The organism is Burkholderia sp. SRS-W-2-2016, assembly GCF_001931485.1.
In the GTDB taxonomy this organism is placed as follows: domain Bacteria; phylum Pseudomonadota; class Gammaproteobacteria; order Burkholderiales; family Burkholderiaceae; genus Paraburkholderia.
The window spans coordinates 179,936-202,878 of sequence record NZ_MSDV01000046.1 but is presented as its reverse complement, the minus strand read 5'-3'; the positions used below and the strand labels follow the sequence as shown (position 1 = coordinate 202,878).

The following is a 22,943-nucleotide window of genomic DNA, read 5'->3' as shown; positions in this document are numbered from 1 at the left end:
CTATGACGGCGAAAACAGTAAGCGATATCGTGCGCCTCGGCCCGGTGATTCCGGTGCTCGCATTCGATACGGTCGAACAGGGCGAACAGGTGTCGCGCGCATTGCATGCGGGCGGCGTGAAGGTGCTCGAAATCACGTTGCGCACGCCGGCCGGCCTCGGCGCGATCGAGCGTGCGTGCGGGCTGGCCGACGACATCGTGGTCGGCGTCGGCACGCTCACGAAGCCCGAGCATTGCGCGCAGGCGAAGAAGGCGGGCGCGCAGTTCGGCGTGTCGCCGGGTCTCACGAAAGAGTTGCACCAGGCCGCGCAGGACGCGGGTCTGCCGCTGCTGCCGGGCGTGATGACGCCGTCGGACATCATCCTCGCGCTCGAACTCGGCTACGACATCGTCAAGTTCTTCCCGGCCCAGCAGGCCGGCGGCGTGCCGATGCTGCAGGCGTTTCACGGCCCGTTCCCGGCGCTGAAGTTCTGCCCGACCGGCGGCATCACCGCGGAAAGCGCGCCGCATTTCCTCGCGCTGCCGAACGTGGTGTGTGTCGGCGGTTCGTGGCTCACGCCGAAGTCGGCGCTCGCCGCGCAGAACTGGGAAGAAGTCACGCGCCTCGCGCGCGCCGCGAGCCAGCTGGCCGCGCCCGCGCATTGAGCGTCTAGCGGACGGCCACGAGCGTAACCGGTCCGATATACGAGTCTCGTCGATACAGCCGCCACGGCTGTCGCGCCGGGACTCTTTTTTTGCGTGTGATGCGTACTGGATTGGCGGGCGTTTCCACGACACAAACTGTAAAATTCAGCGTCCGCGCGGCCAGCCGGGTTTTCAGGCATCGCGCAGGTTGCCGTGAGACGAAGTGCGGCCCGTGTTCCGCACTCAAATCAATAACTCAAAAGGAGGAGCTTCATGGAAGCCCACGGCAGCATGCTGCTCATTTACGCGCTGATCGCGATCGCCTTGCTGATCCTGATGATCACGCGCTTCAAGGTCTATCCGTTCCTCGTCCTGATCATCGTCTCGCTGCTGCTCGGCCTCGTCGCCGGCATGCCGATGCAGACTATCGTCAAGTCGTTCGAAACGGGTAACGGCAACACCCTCGGTCACATCGCGATCGTGGTCGGTCTCGGCACGATGCTCGGCAAGATGATGGCCGAATCGGGCGGCGCCGAGCGGATCGCGACCACACTGATCAACTGGTTCGGCGAGAAGCATATTCACTGGGCGATGATGGTCGTCGCGATCATCGTCGGCTTGCCGGTGTTTTTCGAAGTCGGTTTCGTGCTGCTGATTCCGATCGCGTTCAACGTCGCCAAACGCACCAATAAATCGCTGCTGCTGGTCGGCCTGCCGATGGTCGCCGGTCTGTCCGTCGTGCACGGGCTGATTCCTCCGCACCCGGCCGCGCTGCTCGCGGTGCAGGCGTATCACGCGGATATCGGCAAGACGATTGCGTATGGTCTGATCGTCGGCATTCCGTGCGCGATCGTCGCCGGTCCGCTGTTCGCGCTGCTGATCAGCCGCCACATCAAACTGCCGAAAGACAACCCGCTGGCCGCGCAGTTTCTCGGCAGCGACGCAGGTGGCGATAACGTCGGCAACGGCGTGCGAGCGAACGCGCCGCAGCGTGATCTGCCCGGTTTCGGCATCACGCTGTTCACGATTCTGCTGCCGGTGATCCTGATGCTGGTCGGCAGCTGGGCCGACCTGGTGTTCGAGCCGAAGACGCTGCCGAACGATCTGCTGCGCTTCTTCGGCAACACCGACGTCGCGCTGCTGACGGCCGTGCTGGTCAGCTTCTGGACCTTCGGCGCGAGCCGCGGCTTCAATCGCGAGCAGATCCAGAAGTTCTGCGGCGAATGTCTGGCGCCGATCGCCGGCATTACGCTGATCGTCGGCGCGGGCGGCGGTTTCGGCCGGGTGCTGATGGATAGCGGCATCTCGAAGGAAATCACCAACGTCGCGACCGCGGTGCATCTGTCGCCGCTGATGTTCGGCTGGCTGGTCGCGGCGATGATCCGTCTGGCAACCGGTTCGGCCACGGTCGCGATGACGACCGCCTGCGGGATCGTCGCGCCGATCGCGGCGGCCGGCGCGGTGCAGGTGAAGCCGGAGCTGATGGTCCTCGCGACCGGCTCGGGCTCGCTGATCTTCTCGCACGTGAACGACGGCGGCTTCTGGCTGATCAAAGAGTATTTCGGCATGACGGTGGGGCAGACCTTCAAAACGTGGTCGCTCCTCGAAACCATCATTTCGGTGATGGGGCTGGGCCTGACCTTCGCGCTCGCGGCGGTCCTGTAAGGAGATTCACATGATTCTGATCGCAATGGGCGTGTCGGGCGCGGGCAAGTCGCTGATCGGCGAACTGCTGGCCGAACGCCTGCACTGTACGTTCACCGACGGCGACGCGTTTCACAGCGCCGCCAACAAGGAAAAGATGCACCACGGCATCCCGCTCACCGACGAAGACCGGTGGCCGTGGCTGAAAACGATCCGTGCGGCGATCGAGGAAAAGCAGCAGGCGGGTGAGACGGCGGTGTTCACCTGCTCGTCGCTGAAGCGCTCGTATCGCGACGTGCTGCGCGCCGGCGACAAGGATGTTTGCTTCGTCTACCTGCAGGGTTCGCGCGAGGTGCTGTCGGAGCGCCTCGGGCATCGCACCGGGCACTTCTTCGATCCGTCGCTGCTGCAAAGCCAGCTCGACACACTCGAAGAGCCGGGCGACGACGAAGCGATCACGGTCAGCATCGACCTCACCCCGGAACAGATCGTCGACGAAGTGTTGAAGCAGCTCGAACAGCGTTGACCGATCGTTGGGCAGGTGGCCCGCGCCACCGCTCAGGACGAAAAAAAGCCGCTCCCTGGAGCGGCTTTTTTATTGCGCGGTCGCGGCTGCTTGAGGCCGCGACGCAAACGGTCAGTTCAGCGAATGGCTCAGCTGATCCGCTTGGCCAGTTCAACCGCCTTGCCGATGTACGACGCCGGCGTCATCGCGAGCAGAAGGTCCTTCGCGTCCTGCGGAATCGCCAGACCGCCGACGAAGCTTTGCAGCGCCTCGCGCGTAATGCCCTTGCCGCGCGTCAGTTCCTTCAGCTGCTCGTACGGATTCTCGATGCCGTAACGGCGCATCACGGTCTGCACCGGCTCGGCCAGCACTTCCCAGCAGTTGTCGAGGTCTTCGTTCAGACGCTGCGCGTTCACTTCGAGCTTGTCGAGACCGCGGATCAGCGAGTCGTACGACAGCAGCGAGTAACCGAACGCGACGCCGATGTTGCGCAGCACCGTCGAGTCGGTCAGGTCGCGCTGCCAGCGCGACACCGGCAGCTTGTCGGCGAGGTGGCGCAGCGTCGCGTTCGCGAGACCGAGGTTGCCTTCCGAGTTTTCGAAGTCGATCGGGTTGACCTTGTGCGGCATCGTCGACGAACCGATTTCGCCGGCCTTGGTGCGCTGCTTGAAGTAACCGAGCGAGATGTAGCCCCATACGTCGCGGTCCAGATCCAGCAGGATCGTGTTGGCGCGCGAGATCGCGTCGAACAGCTCGGCCATGTAGTCGTGCGGTTCGATCTGGATCGTGTACGGGTTGAAGGTGAGCTTCAGGCGGTTTTCGACCACGTCCTTCGAGAACGCTTCCCAGTCGAACTGCGGATACGCGGACAGGTGCGCGTTGAAGTTGCCGACCGCGCCGTTCATCTTGCCGAGCAGTTCGACCTTGGCGATGCGCTCGATCGCGCGCGCCAGACGCGCGGCGACGTTGGCCATTTCCTTGCCGAGCGTGGTCGGGCTGGCCGGCTGGCCGTGCGTGCGCGACAGCATCGGCTGTTCGGCATGCGCGTGCGCGAGCGCGACGAGGCGCTGATGCACCGAACGCAGCGCCGGCAGGATCACGTGTTCACGAGCGCCGGCGAGCATCAGGCCGTGCGACGTGTTGTTGATGTCTTCCGACGTGCACGCGAAGTGGATGAACTCGCTCGCGCGCTCCAGCTCTTCCTGGCCCTTGACCGATTCCTTCAGCCAGTACTCGACCGCCTTCACGTCGTGATTGGTCACGCGCTCGATTTCCTTGATGCGGGCGGCGTCGTGCGCGGTGAAGCGCTCGGCCAGTTGCAGCAGGAATTGCTCGGACGCTTCGGAGAAACGCGGCACTTCGGCGAAGCCGGCGCGCGACAGCGCGATCAGCCAGTGGATCTCGACCGTCACGCGATTGCGCATGAAAGCGGCTTCCGAGAGCCAGTCGCGCAGGGCTTCGGTTTTGGCGGCGTAGCGGCCGTCGAGCGGGGAGAGCGCGTTCAGCGCGAACAGGGTGTCGGGGCGGGTGTCGGACATGATGGGACGTGTGGGACGTGATGAGCGCTCAGGGAGCGGATCGGAAACGGGGGGAACCGCGCATTTTACCACCGTGCGGGCGGCGGGCCGGCGCGCGGATGGCGCGCAGGTGGCGTGCGGGTGGCGTCGAGGCGGTTCGTCTCCGGTCGCGGGTGGCGAGCGCCGTGGCCGCTGGCCGGCGCCGTCGGCCGCCACGCGCGCCGCTAGAATGCAGACTTCCTCCCTCCCGCCGGCAAGCGCACTCGCATGGAACTGAAATGGCTCGAAGACTTCATTTCGCTCGCGGAAACGCGTAGCTTCAGCCGCTCGGCCGAATTGCGCCACGTCACGCAGCCGGCTTTCTCGCGCCGCATCCAGGCGCTCGAAGCGTGGCTCGGCACCGAGCTGATCGACCGCTCGGTGTATCCGACCCGCCTCACCGCGGCCGGCCAGGTGTTCAACGAGCAGGCGCTCGCGATGCTGTCGCAATTCCACGAGGCGCGCGCGCTGCTGCGCGGCCATACCGCGACGCCGCAGGCGACGATCGAATTCGCGGTGCCGCACACGCTGTCGCTCACGTATTTTCCGCGCTGGCTGCAGCGGATCGAGGCGCAGATGGGCCCGATCCACACCCGGCTGCGCGCGCTGAACGTGCACGACGCGGCGTTGTCGCTGGTGGAGGGCGGCTGCGATCTGATGATGGGCTACCACCATCCGAGCCATCCGGTCGCGCTCGACCCCGGCCGCTACGACATGCTGACGCTCGGCCACGAGCCGATCAGCCCGTTCTCGGTGCCGGCCCGCGCGGGCCGCCCGCGCCATACGCTGCCGGGCACGCCCGAGGCGCCGTCGCCGTATCTGTCGTACACGCCGAACGCGTACCTCGGCCGGATGACCGAGGTGATTCTCGCCAACGCGCCGGAGCGCCTGTATCTGGACCGGCTGTACGAAACCGACATGGCCGAGGGGCTCAAGGCGATGGCGCTGGCCGGTCACGGGATCGCGTTCCTGCCGCACAGCGCGGTCGAAGACGCGGTCGCCGAGGGCCGGCTGATCCGTCTGGATCGAGCGACGCGCGGCACGCCGGAAGGGCAGTTGACGCTAAGCATGGAAATTCGTCTGTACCGCGACAAGCTTGCCGCGAAAAGCGACGACGCGCGCCAGATTCTCGTGCGGCAGCTGTGGGACGTGGTGTCGGAGGAACTGAAGCAGGGCGCCGCCTGAGCGTCGCTGCCGAATCTGCGCGACCGCGACGCGAATTTGCGGCTTTCCGAACGTTATGCAAAAAAAACATAATCGGATAAGGAAACGGCATTGGATTTCGAAACGGCGTTTTTCCACAATGCCACTACTCGATCAACGCCGGAGCGTTCATGTCTTCCCAGCAAGAAGCCGTACAAGCCGCAGCAACCCTTCAGTCCGTTCCCTCCTACCTTAATCGCGACGATCTCGGCCCCTGGGGCAACTACCTGCGCCAGGTCGACCGCGTCGCGCCGTACCTCGGTTCGCTGTCCCGCTGGCTCGAAACGCTGAAGCGCCCGAAGCGCATTCTGGTCGTCGACGTGCCGATCGAACTCGATAACGGCACCGTCGCGCACTTCGAGGGTTACCGCGTGCAGCACAACGTGTCGCGCGGTCCGGGCAAGGGCGGCGTGCGTTATCACCAGGATGTGACGTTGTCCGAAGTGATGGCGCTGTCCGCGTGGATGTCGGTGAAGAACGCGGCGGTCAACGTGCCGTACGGCGGCGCGAAGGGTGGCATCCGGGTCGATCCGCGCACGCTGTCGCGCGGCGAGCTCGAGCGCGTCACGCGCCGCTACACCAGCGAAATCGGCATCATCATCGGACCGAACACCGATATTCCCGCGCCGGACGTGAACACGAACGAGCAGATCATGGCGTGGATGATGGACACCTACTCGATGAACCAGGGCCAGACGGCCACCGGCGTCGTGACCGGCAAGCCGATCACGCTCGGCGGTTCGCTCGGCCGCCGCGAGGCGACCGGCCGCGGCGTGTTCGTGGTGGGCTGCGAAGCGGCTCGCCGGATCGGCTTCGACATCGAAGGCGCGCGCATCGCGGTGCAGGGTTTCGGCAACGTCGGCGGAATCGCCGCGCGCCTCTTCCAGGAAGCGGGCGCGAAGGTCGTCGCGGTGCAGGATCACACCGGCTCGGTGTATAAGTCGACCGGTATCGACGCGGTCGCGCTGCTCGATCATGTCGCGAGGACGGGCGGCGTCGGCGGTTTCGTCGAAGCCGACGCGATCACCAACGAAGAATTCTGGACCGTCGAATCGGACATCCTGATCCCGGCCGCGCTGGAAAACCAGATCACCGAGAAGAACGCCGGCAAGATCAAGACCCGGATCATCGTGGAAGGCGCGAACGGCCCGACCACCACCGCGGCCGACGACATCCTGCACGAGCGCGGCATCCTCGTGATTCCGGACGTGGTCGCCAATGCGGGCGGTGTGACAGTGTCATATTTCGAGTGGGTGCAGGACTTCTCGAGCTTCTTCTGGACCGAGGAGGAGATCAACGAGCGTCTGGAGCGGGTGATGCGCGAGGCGTTCGCGGCGGTCTGGCAGGTGTCGAGCGAGCAGAACGTGTCGGTGCGGACCGCGGCGTTCATCGTCGCGTGCAAGCGGATTTTGCAGGCACGCGAACTGCGTGGTTTGTACCCCTGATCGATCTTGGACTACCCTGTCTGAGATGGCGGTTGTGCGGCGCGGCTTACGGCCACGCCGGGGCGGCCGCCGGGTTTTGATGCACTGCCGCGCTCCACGAGAGCGCGGGTTGGACCGGCGGGCGGTATCGAGCGATGCCGCCCGCCTTCGCATGTCCGTGTGAAGCGCGCGCGGCCTTGTCGCACGGCGGTCGCGGCGTGCGCGCAACAACATGGTTAATAGCAATACTTTCAGAAAAATTACTTTGCTAAACTGGCGCCGATTCTTGCCAAGGAGATCCAAGATGAAGGTTAATAAGGCTGCGCTGCTGCTCGCGACTCTGGGACTGTTCACGGTCGGCGCGCACGCGCAAGACTCGGGGACGCTGAAAAAGATCAAGGACACGGGCGTGATTTCGCTGGGGCACCGCGAATCGTCGATTCCGTTTTCCTATTACGACGACAAGCAGAACGTGATCGGCTATTCGCAGGATTACGCGATGAAGATCGTCGAGGGCGTCAAGCAGAAGCTGAACATGCCGAACCTGAAGGTGAAGCTTGTTCCGATCACGTCGCAGAACCGCATTCCGCTGGTGCAGAACGGCACCGTGGACATCGAATGCGGCTCGACCACGAATAACCTCGAGCGCCAGCAACAGGCCGCGTTCTCGAACACGATCTTCGTGATCGGCACGCGCCTGATGACCAAGAAAGATTCCGGCATCAAGGATTTCGCCGACCTGAAGGGCAAGACGGTCGTGACGACCGCCGGCACCACCTCCGAGCGCCTGCTTCGCAAGATGAACCAGGACAAGAGCATGGGCATGAACATCATCAGCGCGAAGGACCACGGCGAGTCGTTCCTCACGCTGTCCACCGGCCGTGCCGCCGCGTTCATGATGGACGACGCGCTGCTCGCCGGCGAGCGCGCGAAGTCGAACAACCCGGGCGATTTCGTGATCGTCGGTACGCCGCAATCGCGTGAAGCTTACGGCTGCATGCTGCGCAAGAACGATCCGGAGTTCAAGAAGGTCGCCGACGACGCGATCGCGAAGGTGCAAACTTCGAGCGAAGGCGAGCAGATCTACAAGCGCTGGTTCGAATCGCCGATCCCGCCGAAGGGGCTGAACCTGAACTTCCCGATGAGCGACGATATGCGGGCGCTGTTCAAGAATCCGAACGACAAGGCAATCGATTAAACGCTAGCTGCTTTTTCGACACTTTCGAAAACGCTTAACGGAACGGAAGGGGCCACGCGCTTCTTCCGTTTCTTTTTGCCGGAGTCTTGGTCATGTCATATCACTGGAACTGGGGCATTTTGCTGAGTCCCGTCTCCACCGGCGAGCCGACCACCTATCTGGGCTGGCTGGTGTCGGGGCTATGGGTCACCGTCACCGTGTCGCTGTCGGCATGGGTGATCGCGCTGATCGTCGGTTCGTTTTTCGGCGTGCTGCGTACGCTGCCGAACAAATGGGCGTCGGGCATCGGCACCGTCTACGTCGCGATTTTCCGCAACGTCCCGCTGATCGTTCAGTTTTTCGTCTGGTATCTGGTGATACCGGAGTTGCTGCCCGTGTCGATCGGTACCTGGTTCAAACAGTTGCCGCCGGCCGCGCAGTTCTTCTCGTCGTCGATCATCTGTCTGGGGCTGTTTACCGCCGCGCGGGTGTGCGAGCAGGTGCGCTCGGGCATCAACGCGCTGCCGCGCGGCCAGCGCGCCGCGGGTCTCGCGGTCGGCTTCACGCAATGGCAGACGTACCGCTACGTGCTGCTGCCGGTCGCGTACCGGATCATCGTCCCGCCGCTGACCTCCGAGTTTCTGAATATCTTCAAGAACTCCGCGGTCGCCTCGACGATCGGTCTGCTCGACCTGTCCGCGCAGGCGCGCCAGCTGGTCGACTATACGGCGCAGACTTATGAGTCGTTCATCGCGGTCACGGTCGCGTACATGCTGATCAACCTGATCGTGATGCAACTGATGCGCTGGGTCGAAGCGAAGACCCGGCTGCCCGGCTATATCGGAGGCAAGTGATGCATCATTTCGACTGGAGCGGTATTCCGGGCGCGCTGCCTACGTTGTGGACCGGCGCCATCGTCACCTTCAAGATCACGCTGATCGCGATCGTGTTCGGCATCGTCTGGGGCACCATTCTCGCGATGTTCCGGCTGTCGTCGATCAAGCCGCTCGAATGGTTCGCCAAGCTCTACGTGACGCTGTTCCGTTCGATCCCGCTGGTGATGGTGCTGCTGTGGTTCTTCCTGATCGTGCCGCAGGTGCTGCAAAGCGTGCTCGGTTTGTCGCCGGATATCGACATCCGGCTCGCGTCGGCGATGGTCGCGTTCTCGCTGTTCGAGGCCGCGTACTACTCGGAGATCATCCGCGCCGGCATCCAGGCGGTGCCGCGCGGCCAGGTCAACGCGGCGTTCGCGCTCGGTATGACCTACGGTCAGGCGATGCGCCTGATCGTGCTGCCGCAGGCATTCCGCGCGATGGTGCCGCTGCTGCTCACGCAGGGTATCGTGCTGTTCCAGGACACGTCGCTCGTCTACGTGATCAGCCTGGCCGACTTCTTCCGCACCGCCACGAATATCGGCGACCGTGACGGCACGAGTGTCGAAATGGTACTGTTCGCGGGCGCGTGTTATTTCGTGATCTGTGTGATCGCGTCGAGCCTTGTCAAAGGTCTTCAGAAAAAGGTCGCAAGATGATCTCTATCAAGAATGTTTCTAAGTGGTACGGCCAGTTTCAGGTGCTGACCGACTGCACGACGGAAGTCAAAAAAGGCGAAGTGGTGGTGGTGTGCGGGCCGTCCGGTTCGGGCAAGTCCACGTTGATCAAGACCGTCAACGGTCTCGAGCCGTTTCAGAAAGGCGAGATCGTGATCAACGGCCAGTCGCTGACCGACAAGAAAACCAATCTGTCGAAGCTGCGCTCGAAAGTCGGCATGGTGTTCCAGCACTTCGAGCTGTTCCCGCATCTGTCGATCGTGCAGAACCTGACGCTCGCGCAGATCAAGGTGCTCGGCCGCTCGAGCGACGAAGCGACCGCGAAGGGCCTGAAGCTGCTCGACCGCGTCGGGCTGCGCGCGCATGCGGACAAATATCCGGGGCAGTTGTCGGGCGGCCAGCAGCAGCGTGTCGCGATTGCGCGCGCGCTGTCGATGGACCCGATCGCGATGCTGTTCGACGAGCCGACCTCGGCGCTCGACCCGGAGATGATCAACGAAGTGCTCGACGTGATGGTCGAACTCGCGCAGGAAGGCATGACGATGATGTGCGTCACGCACGAAATGGGCTTTGCGAAGAAAGTCGCGCATCGCGTGATCTTCATGGACAAGGGCTTGATCGTCGAAGACGACCGCAAGGAAGACTTCTTCGCGAATCCGAAGTCGGATCGCGCGAAGGATTTTCTGGCGAAGATCCTGCACTGAGGTTTGCTGTGTGGGCTCGCGCTGACCTCGTTGCGAGGTTGGCGCGGGATACGAAAAAGCCGCTCTGTGGAGCGGCTTTTTTGTTTTTGAGCGGAGTCTGGCGGCGCCGTTTGTTCGCTTACGATTCGAACGCGGCCGCGTCGTCCGCGGCTTCGAGATCGGTTTCGCTGCCGCCGGACGAGGCTGCGGCTGCGGTCGCGGCGACAGCCTGCGCGCCGTTCGATGCCGCGATCGTCGTCGCCGATGCCGACGCATCGAGCGCCGGATTACGCAGCTTTTCGAGCACCGCGGCCGGCACCGGAATGTTGGCGCGGCCGATCACGTCGCCATGCTGGAACATCAGCAGATCGCCCGGCGCGAACGCGGTCCACACTTCGTTGTCGGTCAGCGGCTTGGTCGCGATCACCGCGACGCGGTCTTCTGGCGTCGTGTATTTGGCGAAGTCGATCGATACGTCCGCGTCGACCAGATGCGCGGTCGAAAACGGCCAGCTGCGCACCAGGTAGTGCAGATGCGTCGAGCAATGCGCGAACAGCGCCTGGCCGTTCGACATCAGGAAATTGAACACGCCGTAGCGGGTGATTTCGCGCGTCAGCGTTTCGAGCGTCGCGAACAGTTCTTCGAGCGGCGGCTGCGCGCCCGGAAACGCCTTGCGCAAACCTTGCAGCAGCGCGCAGAACGCGAGTTCGCTATCGGTCGTACCGACCGGCTGATAGACGCCGGTCAACTCGGGCGCATAGCCTTGCAGGTCGCCGTTGTGCGCGAAGATCCAGTGACGTCCCCACAGTTCGCGCATGAACGGGTGGCAGTTTTCGAGCAGGATGTGCCCCTGCGTCGCCTTGCGGATGTGCGCGATCGTGTTTTTCGATTTGATCGGGTAGCGCTTGACCATCTCGGCGATCGGCGAGGTGGCCGACGATTGATGATCGATGAACAGGCGGCAGGCCTTGTCTTCGAAGAAGGCGATCCCCCAGCCGTCGGCGTGGTGATCGGTGACGCCGCCGCGCGCCGCGAAACCGGTGAACGAGAAGGTGACGTCCGTCGGCGCGGCGCAGTTCATTCCAAGAAGTTGGCACATGTTGCAGGTGAGCCTGTGAACGGAACGAGCCGTTACAATGATGATTTTCCAAGCATATCACCGAGCCGGAGCCGCCAAATAGCGAAATTGACGTGTGTTCGGGCCGCAACAGCGCGGTTTGACCGGGTCGATCGGCTATCCGCGCGAAGTCTCGAAGCCCCCTTGCCATGACCGCTTCCAACGTTTCCCCCGATTCCATCACGCTGGTCCGCCCGGACGACTGGCATCTGCACGTGCGCGACGGCGCGATGCTGGCGGCGGTGCTGCCGGATACCGCGCGCCAGTTCGGCCGCGCGATCATCATGCCGAACCTGAAGCCGCCGGTCACGACGACCGAGCTGGCGCGGGCGTATCGCGAGCGGATCGTCGCCGCGATCCCCGCGGGCGCGAAGTTCGAGCCGCTGATGACGCTGTACCTGACCGACAACACGCCGCCCGAAGAAATCCGCCGCGCGCGCGAAAGCGGCTTCGTGCACGGCGTGAAGCTGTATCCGGCGGGCGCGACGACCAACTCGGACGCGGGCGTCACCGACCTGATGAAGTGCGCGAAGACGCTGGAAGCGATGCAGGAAGTCGGCATGCCGCTGCTCGTGCACGGCGAGGTGACCGATTCGGATATCGATCTGTTCGATCGCGAGAAGGTCTTCATCGACCGCGTGCTGGCGCCGGTGCGCCGCGAGTTTCCGGCGCTGAAGGTGGTGTTCGAACACATCACGACCAAGGACGCGGTCGATTACATCCGCGACGCGGGTGCGCCGCCCGAGCTGCTCGGCGCGACGATCACCGCGCACCATCTGCTGTACAACCGCAACGCGATCTTCCAGGGCGGCATCCGTCCGCATTACTACTGCCTGCCGGTGCTCAAGCGCGAGACGCACCGCGTCGCGCTGGTCGAGGCGGCGACGTCCGGCAATCCGCGCTTCTTCCTCGGCACCGACAGCGCGCCGCATCCGAAGGGTTTGAAGGAGCACGCGTGCGGCTGCGCGGGCTGCTACACGGCGCTGCATGCGCTCGAGCTGTACACCGAAGCATTCGACAAAGCCGGCGCGCTCGACAAACTCGAAGGCTTCGCGAGCTTCCACGGCGCGGATTTCTACGGTCTGCCGCGCAATACGGAGAAGGTCACGCTGCGTCGCGAGGAATGGACGCTGCCGGCGGAATTGCCCGTTGGCGATACGCCGGTCGTGCCGCTGCGCGGCGGCGAGTCGATCGGCTGGCGGCTGGTCTGAGGTCGCGGTAGATGCGCGAGTGCGCTGTGGCAGGAGAGGGGACGGATGCAACCGCGCATCAAGCGCCGCCATCTCCGTTTGCCGCGATCGACTGGTCGCTGCCGTGGTTCGCGCAGTTGGGACCGCGCGGCGAGCGCTGGCAGCGCGCCGCGCTCGCGGGCTACCCGGACCTGCTCGCCGCGATGAATGCCGACGCGGCGCAAATGGGCCAGACCACCGGCCGCGGCCACCCGCTCGCGTTCATCGCTCAGGACGATCTGCCGCCCGGCGCCGCGTACGAGGCGCACATCGCATCGACCGGGTGCGTGCCGACGCGCCATAACCTGCACGATTTCTTCAACGGTTCGATGTGGTTCGCGTTTCCGCGCATCAAGGCGGCGCTGAACGCGCGGCAGTCGGCGGAACTCGACGTGCTCGGCGTCGGCCCGACGCGCGGCGGCGTGCGCGACATGCTGACCCTGTTCGACGAAAACGCGCTGCTGTTCGCGTGCGCGGATCCGGCGTTAAGCGCCGCGCTGCGCGGCTTCGACTGGCGCACGCTGTTCGTCGCGCGACGCGACGCGTGGGGGCGTAGTTGTGAAGTGCGCTGCTTCGGTCATGCGTTGCTGGAAAAGCTGATCGCGCCGTTCAAGGGCTGCACCGGGCATGCGTGGATCGTCGACGTGCCGGCCGAATACTTTGCGTGGGACAGCGCCGCGCGCAACGCGTGGCTCGACGAAGCGGTCAGCGCGGCGCTGCTCGGCACCGACGAATTGACCAGCCGGCTGTTCGCGCCGCTGCCGGTGCTCGGCATTCCGGGCTGGTGGCCGGATAACGAAGCGCCCGCGTTTTACGACGACACCACGGTATTTCGCGCCGGGCGCCGCAAGGGCTAGGCGCGACAACGGTGGCGTTGGCCGCGCGAGTCGTCTATTTCACGCCGAAGTCTGCAAGCCCCAACGCATCGCATCAGCCTATCCCTCGTTCGGTGTTAAAATCCGCGCCAGCAAAGCAGGCCAGGCAGTCGCGGCCTCGACGGTTTCGGCCGGAGAGGGCGAGGAAAGTCCGGACTCCACAGGGCAGGGTGATGGCTAACGGCCATCCGTGGCAACACGCGGAACAGGGCAACAGAAAGCAAACCGCCGATGGCCCGGCGCAAGCCGGGATCAGGTAAGGGTGAAACGGTGCGGTAAGAGCGCACCGCGGCTGTCGCAAGGCAGACCGGCACGGTAACCTCCACCCGGAGCAATTCCAAGTAGGCAGGCGCGCATCTTCGAGATGCAGGACGGGGCCCCCGTCTCGTCTGCGGGTAGGAAGCTTGAGCGCGTCAGTAATGGCGCGCCTAGAGGAATGGCTGCCACGCGCGGCGCGTCTTCGGACGCGGCGTGTGCACAGAATCCGGCTTATCGGCCTGCTTTGCCGCTGAATAAAAAAATGCCGGCGTCCGCGAGGACGCCGGCATTTTTATTTGGGCCGCCTGCTTAGAGCGCGACGATATCGAACGAATGCGTGAGTTCGGCGGTCTTCGCGATCATGATCGACGCCGAGCAGTATTTGTCGTGCGACAGGTTGATCGCGCGTTCGACGGTCGCCGGGTTCAGGTTCTTGCCGGTCACCGTGAAGTGGAAGTGGATCTTCGTGAACACCTTCGGATCTTCGCTCGCGCGCTCGGCCTTCAGCGTCACCGAACAGTCGACGATTTCCTGACGGCTCTTCTTCAGGATCATCACGACGTCGTACGCCGTGCAGCCGCCGGTGCCGAGCAGCACCATTTCCATCGGCCGCGGCGCGAGGTTGCGGCCGCCGCCCTCGGGCGCGCCGTCCATCGCCACCAGATGACCGCTGCCCGTCTCGGCCGCGAATGCCATCCCGTCCTGCCCCATCCAGCTTACTTTGCATTCCATGCTGTCACTCCACCGCGCATAGCTTTATCGAGACGGCATTGTAGCCCGCTGTTTGACAATTCGCGCGCAGCTGCCTCATCTCAAAAATGCATGATGATTGCTTTTGTGTTGCGCTGCGGCATGGCCGGGCGATCCGGCAATCCCTTGCTATGTTTAGGGGTTTTACTCTAGACGAGCGACGATGCGATCTGGATATTTAAATCCTTAGTGCTTGATCCATAAAGGCTTTCGCCGATAGCGCTCAAAATTGACGATATTTCACAATATGAATTTGCATTTCGCAATGCAAATGTTCTTGCGTCGCACAAGAGCGCCTCATATAATTGCTTCCATCGTTGCAGCAGTTTTGCAACTCCGCTGTCTCCTCCACCTCCTCCTTTGGTGGATTAAACCCGAACCAATCGTTCGGGTTTTTTTTCGTCTGGCGGTTTTTGCGCCGTTTTGACGCCGTTTTTGGCGCGCCAGCGCGGCAGCCGCCGCAAGTTTTGACTTGCCAACTCAAATTCCTTTATAATTCAGGGCTTTTCCGCATCCGCGCCCGCGGAGGAAGAACCAGGGAGAGCCTGCACGCGCCTCGATGCGCACACTACAAGCAGGAAAAAACACATTGGGCGCAGCAATTTTTTTGGATCGATCATGAAGACGTTTTCCGCAAAAGCCCATGAGGTGACGCGCGAATGGTACGTGATTGACGCGACGGATAAGGTTCTCGGGCGTGTCGCCAGCGAAGTGGCACACCGTCTTCGCGGCAAGCACAAGCCTGAATTCACTCCCCACGTCGACACCGGTGATTTCATCATCGTTATCAACGCCGGCAAGCTGAAGGTCACGGGCAACAAGGTTACCGACAAGAAGTACTACCGTCACTCGGGCTACCCGGGCGGTATCTATGAAACGACGTTCGGCAAGATGCAGGAACGCTTCCCGGGCCGCGCGCTCGAGAAAGCGGTCAAGGGCATGCTGCCGAAGGGCCCGCTCGGCTACGCGATGATCAAGAAGCTGAAGGTCTACGCAGACGCAACGCATCCGCATTCGGCACAACAGCCGAAGGCGCTCGAGATCTAAGGGGAGCCCACATGATCGGTAACTGGAATTACGGCACGGGCCGCCGCAAGAGCGCCGTCGCACGCGTGTTCATCAAGGCAGGCAAGGGCGACATCGTTGTGAACGGCAAGCCCATCGCTGACTACTTCTCGCGCGAAACGTCGCTGATGATCGTGCGTCAGCCGCTCGAACTCACCAACCACGGCACCACGTTCGACATCAAGGTCAACGTGTCGGGTGGCGGTGAAACGGGTCAAGCCGGTGCGGTTCGCCACGGCATCACCCGCGCGCTGATGGACTACGACGCAACGCTGAAGCCGCAACTGTCGCACGCTGGCTTCGTCACGCGTGACGCTCGTGAAGTCGAACGTAAGAAGGTCGGCTTCCACAAGGCACGTCGTCGTAAGCAGTTCTCGAAGCGTTAATCGTTTCGAATGCAGACCGGCTTTGCCGCCGGTCGGCAGGAAGAGCCGCCAACGCTACCCGCGAAGGCGGCTTTTTTTATGGTTCGCCGGACCGGAGAGAACCCATTGATTTTGTGGGCATCAGCACGATATCGGGATCAGCCCTACAATATCGGCTAAATGCTTTTTGGAGAGTTCGAATGAACGCAGTCACCGACACCCCCGTGACCGAGATGCCGGCCCCCTTCGTTTTCACCGACGCAGCGGCTGATAAGGTCAAGCAACTGATCGAAGAAGAAGGCAACCCGGAGCTCAAGCTGCGCGTGTTCGTGCAGGGCGGCGGCTGCTCGGGCTTTCAATACGGTTTCACGTTCGATGAAGCGATCAACGAAGACGACACCGTGATGAACAAGAGCGGCGTCCAGCTGCTGATCGACTCGATGAGCTACCAGTACCTGGTCGGCGCCGAGATCGACTACAAGGACGACATCAACGGCGCGCAGTTCGTGATCAAGAACCCGAACGCGACCACGACCTGCGGTTGCGGTTCGTCGTTCTCGGTCTGAGCGCGACGGCTCGTTGAGCCATTCACCGAGCCAGTATTGAAAACGGGGCCTGTAAGGCCCCGTTTTTTATTGGCTGCGCGCCTCGACGACCCCTCCCGTCAGCGCGGATAGATCGCGCCCAATACGCGTTCGGCCGACGCGCCGGTCACCGCCGGCAGATTGCCCGGCAAGCGCGCGATGCAGCGCATCGCCAGCCACGCGAACGCGAGCGGCTCGACCTGGCTGGGCGGCACGCCGAGCGCGTCGGTCGTCATGACCGGCACGCCGCTCACGCCGCTGTCTTCCAGCGCGTGCTGCAAAGCCTTCATGATTTCCGGATTGCGCGCGCCGCCGCCGCACACGTAGACCGCGCGCGCGTCGGACGCATGACGCTCGATTTCGCGGGCGACCGTCACCGCGGTCAGGCCGACCAGCGTCGCCTGCACGTCGGCGGGGTCGAGGCCCGGGAACGACGCGAGCTTCGCGTCGAGCCATGCGGGGTTGAACAGGTCGCGGCCGGTGCTCTTCGGCGGCTGCTCGGCGAAGAACGGTTCGTCGAGCAACGCGTTCAACAGGTCGCGGTTCAGCTGGCCGCTCGCCGCGAAATGGCCGTTTTCGTCGAATGGTTTGCCGAGGTGACGTTCGGCCCACGCGTCGAGCAATGCGTTGGCCGGGCCGCAGTCGAAGCCGCGCACGCTGCCGGTCGCGTTCAGAATCGTGATGTTGCTGATGCCGCCGAGATTGCAGACCACGCGCGTTTCGTCAGGCGAACCGAAGATCGTCGCGTGAAAAGCGGGCACGAGCGGCGCGCCCTGGCCGCCGGCCGCGACGTCGCGGCTGCGGAAATCGGCGACCACGTCGATGTGCAGCATTTCCGCGAGCAGCGCCGGATTGTTGATCTGGCGCGTATAGCCCTTTTCGGGCCGATGCCGCACCGTCTGGCCATGCACGCCGATCGCGCGCACTTCGTCGGCGGACACGCGGCCGTCGCGCAGCAGGTCATGGCAGCAGACGGTATAGCGCGTCGCCAGCGCGTTGGCGGCCAGCGCCTCGCGCTCGATCTCGTTGTCGCCCGGCTGCTGCAGCGCGAACAGCGCTTCGCGGATGCCGGCCGAAAAGCCGACGAACGCTTCGGCCAGCACCTCCGGCGGTTTGCCGTCGGCAAAGCGGACGGCCACGCCGTCGACACCGTCCATGCTCGTTCCCGACATCAATCCGATGTAGATGCCGTCTGCGGGGTCTTGCGCCACGTCGCTGCTCCTCTCGATGTTCATTGCGATTCGTTGTAGCAGATTATCGGGGTAAGCGCGGCCGATGGTAAGCGCCGCGCCGCGCATCTATGGGACAATCCTGTTTTTTCGCGACTTCACGTTTCCAGCATGAGCACCGAGTCCACCAAGCCCACCCCCGCGTTCCCGATCACCGACGAAGTCCGTCACGCTCTCGCCGTCACCAAGCGCGGTGTCGACGAACTGCTGATCGAAGACGAATTCGCGCAAAAGCTCGCGCGGAGCGCGGCGACTGGCAAGCCGCTGCGCATCAAGCTCGGTCTCGATCCGACCGCGCCCGATATCCACATCGGCCACACGGTCGTGCTGAACAAGATGCGTCAGCTGCAGGACCTCGGCCATACGGTGATTTTCCTGATCGGCGATTTCACGTCGTTGATCGGCGATCCGTCCGGCCGTAACGCGACTCGTCCGCCGCTCACGCGCGAGCAGATCGAATCCAACGCGAAGACCTATTTCGAGCAGGCCGCGCTGGTGCTCGATCGCGACAAGACCGAGATCCGCTACAACAGCGAATGGTCGATGCCGCTCGGCGCCGACGGCATGATCAAGCTCGCGTCGCGCTACACGGTCGCGCGGATTCTCGAACGCGAGGACTTCACCAAGCGCTTCCAGGGCGGCGTGCCGATTTCGATCCACGAATTCCTGTACCCGCTGATGCAGGGCTACGACTCGGTCGCGCTGAATGCGGACCTCGAGCTCGGCGGAACCGACCAGAAGTTCAACCTGCTGGTCGGCCGCGAATTGCAGAAGCAGTACGGCCAGGAGCAGCAGTGCATCCTGACGATGCCGCTGCTCGAAGGGCTCGACGGCGTCGAGAAGATGTCGAAGTCGAAGAACAACTACATCGGTATCAGCGAAAAGCCGACCGACATGTTCGGCAAGCTGATGAGCATCTCCGACACGCTGATGTGGCGTTACTTCGAACTGCTATCGTTCCGTCCGATGGACGAGATCGCCGGCTTCAGGAAAGAGATCGAAGCGGGCCGCAATCCGCGCGACTTCAAGGTGCTGCTCGGCCAGGAAATCGTCGCGCGCTTCCACTCGCAGGCCGATGCCGAGCGCGCGCTCGAGGACTTCAACCATCGCGCGAAGGGCGGTGTGCCCGACGATATTCCGGCGGTCACGCTCGCCGGCGCGCCGCTCGCGATCGGTCAGCTGTTGAAGCAGGCGAACCTGGTGCCGTCGACCAGCGAAGCGCTGCGCAATATCGAGCAGGGCGGTGTGAAGATCGACGGCACGACCGTGTCCGACAAGGGCCTGAAGGTCGAGGCCGGCGAATACGTGGTGCAGGTCGGCAAGCGCCGCTTTGCGCGCGTGACGTTGAGCGCGTGAGCGTCGTTCGCATGACGACGGCCGGTATCGCGGCGATGCGAAGTCTGTCGTTGCGCGGGTTCGCGCGATGATCGCGCTGATCCAGCGGGTGCGGCGCGCCGAAGTGCGGGTCGCCGATCGTGTGACCGGCGCGATCGACGCGGGCCTGCTTGCGCTCGTGTGCGCGGAGCGCGGCGACACCGAGGCGGCGGCGGACCGTCTGCTCGCTAAAGTGCTCGGCTACCGGGTGTTCAGCGACGCCCCCGGCAAGATGAACCTGTCGGTGCAGAATCTCGACGGCGCCGGACGCGCGGGCGGCTTGCTGCTGGTCTCGCAATTCACGCTCGCCGCCGATACCAACAGCGGCCTGCGCCCGAGCTTCACGCCGGCCGCGCCGCCCGACGAGGGCAAGCGCCTGTTCGACTACTTCGTCGCGGCCGCACGCGGGAAGCATCCGATCGTCGAGACCGGCGAGTTCGGTGCGGATATGCAGGTGTCGCTGGTCAACGACGGGCCGGTCACGTTCTGGTTGCAGACCAACGCTTGAGTGCGGGCTGACGCGCGCCGCCGCGGCGCGTGTTCTCACGCATTCACTGCAACGCATCGCTGATGCGCACTCCGCAAGTTCAACCCGTGCACGTTCAACCGCTTGCCCGTTGGCTCACGAGCGAGTTGTGCGCGTTTGCTTGTGAAGTGCGGTGACGCGCACCTCCGGGTGTGAAAACCTCGCATTCAACCCTCCCCACACCACCCCGCAGGCGAGCCCGCCGCTTTTTGCGACAATAGCGGCTCGGCACAACCGGCGAACGGCGCCCATCTTTCTCCTATGACGACGCAGATTCTGTTTATCCGCCACGGCGAAACCGACTGGAACCGCATCAAGCGCATTCAAGGCCACATCGACATTCCGCTCGCGACGACGGGGATCGAGCAGGCCCAGCGCCTCGCGCGGCGTATCGCCGGCGAAGTGAAGCAGGGCGCGCGACTCGATGCGATCTATTCGAGCGACCTGCTTCGCGCGCAGCAGACCGCGCAACCGATCGGCGACGCGCTCGGCCTGCCGCTGCAACTGCGCGAAAACCTGCGCGAGCGCTCGTACGGCGCGTTCCAGGGGCATGACAGCGACGAGATCGCGCTGCGTTTCCCCGACGAATACGCGCAATGGCAAACGCGCGACCCCGGCTTCGCGCCGCCCGAAGGCGAGTCGCAGCGGGTGTTCTATCACCGCATCGTCCATGCGATCGAGCCGTTGATCGCCGCGCATCCGGGCGGCCGGATCGCGTGCGTCGCGCATGGCGGGGTGCTCGATTGCGTGCGCCGCTTCGCGTGCGGTTTGCCGCTCGACGCGCCGCGCGACTATCAGTTGCTCAATACGAGCGTGAACGTGGTGGATTTCGATAACGGCCGCGCGACGCTCGTGTCGTGGGCGGATGTCGCGCATCTGGACGCCGGCAGCGCCGACGATGACGGTTTGAAGAAACATCCCGCGCCGTAAACGCTGCGGGGCAAGCGGGCGGCGTTCAACGAAACAGGGGGCAGCGCGCGGGATACGACCCGAGGACTGCGCTGCGATGAACGACGGCCCCGCCGAATACGGCTGCAAGACTACGGTGGCAGAAGCGCTACCCGCCGAACACGGCCCGCGGCATCCCGCATACGGCTTAAGCCACTGCGTGCCCCAAGCCCACTCCTACTGCTGCTCTTTGCCCGCCGCCGCCCGCCGCCGCGCCCGCTTCGACACCCCATTCACCAGCGCCCAGCGAATCACCGGCGCAACGAGCCGTACGCCGGGCCGCGTCAAGGTCCGGCGCAGCGTCGCGTAGCGTTCGAAGCCGAGCATCGTCTGCGCCCAGCCGGGCAGCAGATCGACGCCGGCGTTGAGCATCAGCGTGCCGGCGGGGCGCATGGCGACGCTCGGCGCCGGCGCGCTCAGCAGAATCCTGACCACCTCGCGGGTGCGCTCGCTCGCCACCAGCGCGGGCTGCATCGCGAGCAGGTACGCCTCGATCTCGGCGCGCGAGCGCGGAATGTCGGTCGCGCCGAGCATTTCCGCAATGCGCGCGGTCTCCGCGAAATACTGATCCTGCGCGGCAACCGACAGCACCGGATTCACATAGCGCAAATGCGCGGTCATGAAGCTCGACACTTCCGCGACATGCACCCACGTGAGCAGCGCCGGTTCGCTCGCGCGATACGCCTGGCCGTCCGGCGCGACGCCGGCCACATCGAGATGGATGCGCTTCACGCGCTCGATCAGCGCAAGCGCGTCGTCACGGCTGCCGAACGTGGTCCCTGCGATAAAGGTCGCGGTGCGCCTCAGCCGGCCGAGAATGTCGCTGCGAAAGCTCGAATGATCCCAGACGCCGGCAAGCGCGAGCGGATGCAGCGCTTGCAGCAGCAACGCGCTGATGCCGCCCGTCATCATCGACGTGAAGTCGGCATGCACTTTCCAGCAGATCGAGTCGGGGCCGAACAGGCCAGGGTCGCCCGGCGGCGACGAGTAGTCGAGCACCGGGCCGCTGCCGGTCGTCAGATGGGTGACGCCGGCCGCGAGTTTCGAGCGCAGGCGGTGGGTCAGTTGCTGTGCGAAATTGCCGGACGGATCGCCGGCGGGATTGACGGGGGCGGTGTTGCTCGGGCCGGGTCGCTGGGTCTGGTCGGACATCCTGATCGGCCTCGGCTAGTGACTCACTTCGACGATTCCCACATGCCCGGCAGCGCGCTCGACGCATCCGGCACGGCGAGCCCGAAATGGCGGTAGGTGAGCTGCGTGGCGACGCGGCCGCGCGGCGTGCGTTGCAGGAAGCCCTGCTGGATCAGATACGGCTCGAGCACGTCTTCGATCGTGTCGCGCTCCTCGCCGATTGCGGCGGCGAGGTTGTCGACGCCGACCGGGCCGCCGTCGAACTTGTACAGGATCGCTTCGAGCAGCTTGCGGTCCATCAGGTCGAAGCCGACCGCGTCGACGTCGAGCATGCTCAGCGCGGCGTCGGCGACCTCCGCGGTGATGTTGCCGTCGGCTTTCACCTCCGCATAGTCGCGCACGCGCCGCAGCAGGCGGTTCGCGATCCGTGGCGTGCCGCGCGCGCGGCGGGCGATTTCGAACGCTCCGTCCGGATGGATCTGCGCGTTCAGCAGCGACGCCGACCGCGTGACGATCCGCGCCAGTTCCTGCGCGTTGTAGAACTCGAGCCGCGCGACGATCCCGAAGCGGTCGCGCAGCGGATTGGTCAGCATGCCCGCGCGGGTGGTCGCGCCGACCAGCGTGAACGGCTGCAGGTCGAGCTTCACGCTGCGCGCGGCCGGCCCTTCGCCGATCATGATGTCGATCTGATAATCCTCGAGCGCCGGATACAGAATTTCCTCGACGACCGGCGAGAGCCGGTGGATTTCGTCGATGAAGAGGACGTCGTTGGCTTCGAGATTGGTCAGCAGCGCGGCGAGGTCGCCGGCGCGTTCGAGCACCGGGCCAGACGTTTGCCGCAGACTGACGCCCATTTCACGCGCGATGATGTGCGCGAGCGTGGTTTTGCCGAGGCCCGGCGGGCCGAACAGCAGCACGTGGTCGAGCGATTCGGAACGGCGCTTGGCGGCCTCGATGAAGATTTCCAGCTGGCCGCGGACTTTTTCCTGCCCGACATATTCTTCGAGCTGACGCGGCCGCAACGCGCGCTCGAACGCTTCTTCGTTCGGCGACGCGGGCGTGGCCGCGATGATGCGCTCGGCGGCGAGTTTGTCGGTTTCGATCATGCGGGCATTGTACCGCGCGCGG

23 protein-coding genes and 1 other RNA gene are annotated in these 22,943 nt (G+C 64.2%); 18 read left to right on the top strand and 6 right to left on the bottom strand.

The window, feature by feature from the left end:
- The first annotated feature begins 2 nt into the window (after window positions 1–2).
- The 3 genes from eda (at window position 3) to BTH42_RS20625 (ending at window position 2,793) form a co-directional block, all read left to right on the top strand.
- Window positions 3–644 (top strand): bifunctional 4-hydroxy-2-oxoglutarate aldolase/2-dehydro-3-deoxy-phosphogluconate aldolase, encoded by a 642-nt coding sequence (gene eda, locus BTH42_RS20635; RefSeq protein ID WP_075302800.1) that lies wholly within the window; start codon window positions 3–5, stop codon window positions 642–644.
- A 252-nt stretch (window positions 645–896) separates the two neighbouring features.
- Window positions 897–2,288 carry a gluconate:H+ symporter gene (locus tag BTH42_RS20630; RefSeq protein ID WP_075302798.1) on the top strand — a complete coding sequence of 464 codons (1,392 nt, stop codon included), beginning with the start codon at window positions 897–899 and terminating at the stop codon, window positions 2,286–2,288.
- 10 nt (window positions 2,289–2,298) lie between these two features.
- Window positions 2,299–2,793: a gluconokinase gene (locus BTH42_RS20625; protein WP_075302796.1), complete on the top strand. Its 495-nt coding sequence runs from the start codon at window positions 2,299–2,301 to the stop codon at window positions 2,791–2,793.
- A 128-nt stretch (window positions 2,794–2,921) separates the two neighbouring features.
- On the opposite strand, the gene purB is transcribed toward BTH42_RS20625, so the two are convergent.
- Window positions 2,922–4,310 carry an adenylosuccinate lyase gene (gene purB, locus BTH42_RS20620; protein ID WP_075302794.1) on the bottom strand — a complete coding sequence of 463 codons (1,389 nt, stop codon included), beginning with the start codon at window positions 4,308–4,310 and terminating at the stop codon, window positions 2,922–2,924.
- 246 nt (window positions 4,311–4,556) lie between these two features.
- Here purB and BTH42_RS20615 point away from each other — a divergent pair, with 246 nt between their 5' ends.
- The 6 genes from BTH42_RS20615 (at window position 4,557) to BTH42_RS20590 (ending at window position 10,385) form a co-directional block, all read left to right on the top strand.
- Window positions 4,557–5,513: a LysR family transcriptional regulator gene (locus BTH42_RS20615; protein ID WP_075302792.1), complete on the top strand. Its 957-nt coding sequence runs from the start codon at window positions 4,557–4,559 to the stop codon at window positions 5,511–5,513.
- A gap of 149 nt (window positions 5,514–5,662) precedes the next feature.
- Window positions 5,663–6,976: a Glu/Leu/Phe/Val dehydrogenase gene (locus BTH42_RS20610; RefSeq protein ID WP_075302790.1), complete on the top strand. Its 1,314-nt coding sequence runs from the start codon at window positions 5,663–5,665 to the stop codon at window positions 6,974–6,976.
- 283 nt (window positions 6,977–7,259) lie between these two features.
- Window positions 7,260–8,153 carry a glutamate/aspartate ABC transporter substrate-binding protein gene (locus BTH42_RS20605; RefSeq protein WP_075302788.1) on the top strand — a complete coding sequence of 298 codons (894 nt, stop codon included), beginning with the start codon at window positions 7,260–7,262 and terminating at the stop codon, window positions 8,151–8,153.
- A gap of 92 nt (window positions 8,154–8,245) precedes the next feature.
- Window positions 8,246–8,986, top strand: a complete 741-nt coding sequence (locus tag BTH42_RS20600; protein ID WP_075302786.1) for an amino acid ABC transporter permease — start codon at window positions 8,246–8,248, stop codon at window positions 8,984–8,986.
- Window positions 8,986–9,663, top strand: a complete 678-nt coding sequence (gene gltK, locus BTH42_RS20595; RefSeq protein ID WP_075302785.1) for a glutamate/aspartate ABC transporter permease GltK — start codon at window positions 8,986–8,988, stop codon at window positions 9,661–9,663. The genes BTH42_RS20600 and gltK overlap by 1 nt, the downstream gene beginning before the upstream one ends.
- Window positions 9,660–10,385 (top strand): amino acid ABC transporter ATP-binding protein, encoded by a 726-nt coding sequence (locus BTH42_RS20590; protein WP_075302784.1) that lies wholly within the window; start codon window positions 9,660–9,662, stop codon window positions 10,383–10,385. The genes gltK and BTH42_RS20590 overlap by 4 nt, the downstream gene beginning before the upstream one ends.
- 118 nt (window positions 10,386–10,503) lie before the next feature.
- Here the strand turns inward: BTH42_RS20590 and BTH42_RS20585 are convergent, their stop codons facing one another.
- Complete coding sequence (locus tag BTH42_RS20585; protein WP_075302783.1) at window positions 10,504–11,463, bottom strand: class II glutamine amidotransferase; 960 nt, start codon at window positions 11,461–11,463, stop codon at window positions 10,504–10,506.
- Window positions 11,464–11,630: 167 nt separating this feature from the next.
- Between BTH42_RS20585 and pyrC the strand changes: the two genes are divergently transcribed.
- The 3 genes from pyrC (at window position 11,631) to rnpB (ending at window position 14,093) form a co-directional block, all read left to right on the top strand.
- On the top strand, window positions 11,631–12,692 hold the full coding sequence (pyrC, locus tag BTH42_RS20580; protein ID WP_075302782.1) for a dihydroorotase: 1,062 nt from the start codon (window positions 11,631–11,633) through the stop codon (window positions 12,690–12,692).
- A gap of 26 nt (window positions 12,693–12,718) precedes the next feature.
- Window positions 12,719–13,567: a DUF3025 domain-containing protein gene (locus tag BTH42_RS20575; RefSeq protein ID WP_256702103.1), complete on the top strand. Its 849-nt coding sequence runs from the start codon at window positions 12,719–12,721 to the stop codon at window positions 13,565–13,567.
- A gap of 112 nt (window positions 13,568–13,679) precedes the next feature.
- Window positions 13,680–14,093, top strand: an RNA gene (gene rnpB / locus BTH42_RS20570) — RNase P RNA component class A.
- Window positions 14,094–14,152: 59 nt separating this feature from the next.
- Here the strand turns inward: rnpB and BTH42_RS20565 are convergent.
- Complete coding sequence (locus BTH42_RS20565; protein ID WP_075302780.1) at window positions 14,153–14,575, bottom strand: OsmC family protein; 423 nt, start codon at window positions 14,573–14,575, stop codon at window positions 14,153–14,155.
- Between the two features lie 636 nt (window positions 14,576–15,211).
- Here BTH42_RS20565 and rplM point away from each other — a divergent pair.
- From rplM to erpA, 3 genes are all read left to right on the top strand, one after another.
- Window positions 15,212–15,640 (top strand): 50S ribosomal protein L13, encoded by a 429-nt coding sequence (gene rplM, locus BTH42_RS20560; RefSeq protein ID WP_013090508.1) that lies wholly within the window; start codon window positions 15,212–15,214, stop codon window positions 15,638–15,640.
- Between the two features lie 11 nt (window positions 15,641–15,651).
- Window positions 15,652–16,044 carry a 30S ribosomal protein S9 gene (gene rpsI, locus BTH42_RS20555; RefSeq protein WP_075302779.1) on the top strand — a complete coding sequence of 131 codons (393 nt, stop codon included), beginning with the start codon at window positions 15,652–15,654 and terminating at the stop codon, window positions 16,042–16,044.
- Window positions 16,045–16,223: 179 nt separating this feature from the next.
- Window positions 16,224–16,589 (top strand): iron-sulfur cluster insertion protein ErpA, encoded by a 366-nt coding sequence (erpA, locus tag BTH42_RS20550; protein ID WP_075302778.1) that lies wholly within the window; start codon window positions 16,224–16,226, stop codon window positions 16,587–16,589.
- Between the two features lie 98 nt (window positions 16,590–16,687).
- Here the strand turns inward: erpA and BTH42_RS20545 are convergent, their stop codons facing one another.
- The gene (locus tag BTH42_RS20545) at window positions 16,688–17,818 is read right to left on the bottom strand and encodes an anhydro-N-acetylmuramic acid kinase (RefSeq protein WP_178392206.1); all 1,131 of its coding nucleotides are present in this window, start codon (window positions 17,816–17,818) and stop codon (window positions 16,688–16,690) included.
- A gap of 129 nt (window positions 17,819–17,947) precedes the next feature.
- Here BTH42_RS20545 and tyrS point away from each other — a divergent pair, with 129 nt between their 5' ends.
- The 3 genes from tyrS to BTH42_RS20530 all read left to right on the top strand — a co-directional run bounded on the left by tyrS (window position 17,948) and on the right by BTH42_RS20530 (window position 20,666).
- Window positions 17,948–19,192, top strand: coding sequence for a tyrosine--tRNA ligase (gene tyrS / locus BTH42_RS20540; protein WP_075302776.1), 1,245 nt, complete (start codon window positions 17,948–17,950; stop codon window positions 19,190–19,192).
- Between the two features lie 67 nt (window positions 19,193–19,259).
- A complete protein-coding gene (dtd, locus tag BTH42_RS20535; protein ID WP_075302775.1) occupies window positions 19,260–19,718 on the top strand; it encodes a D-aminoacyl-tRNA deacylase in 459 nt (152 codons plus the stop codon).
- A 279-nt stretch (window positions 19,719–19,997) separates the two neighbouring features.
- Complete coding sequence (locus BTH42_RS20530) at window positions 19,998–20,666, top strand: histidine phosphatase family protein (protein WP_075302774.1); 669 nt, start codon at window positions 19,998–20,000, stop codon at window positions 20,664–20,666.
- A gap of 195 nt (window positions 20,667–20,861) precedes the next feature.
- On the opposite strand, the gene BTH42_RS20525 is transcribed toward BTH42_RS20530, so the two are convergent.
- Together BTH42_RS20525 and ruvB are read right to left on the bottom strand one after the other, a co-directional pair.
- Entirely contained in the window at window positions 20,862–21,836 is a 975-nt protein-coding gene (locus BTH42_RS20525) for an oxygenase MpaB family protein (RefSeq protein ID WP_075302773.1), read from the bottom strand.
- A gap of 23 nt (window positions 21,837–21,859) precedes the next feature.
- Window positions 21,860–22,921, bottom strand: coding sequence for a Holliday junction branch migration DNA helicase RuvB (gene ruvB, locus BTH42_RS20520; RefSeq protein WP_075302772.1), 1,062 nt, complete (start codon window positions 22,919–22,921; stop codon window positions 21,860–21,862).
- Window positions 22,922–22,943 lie beyond the last annotated feature (22 nt).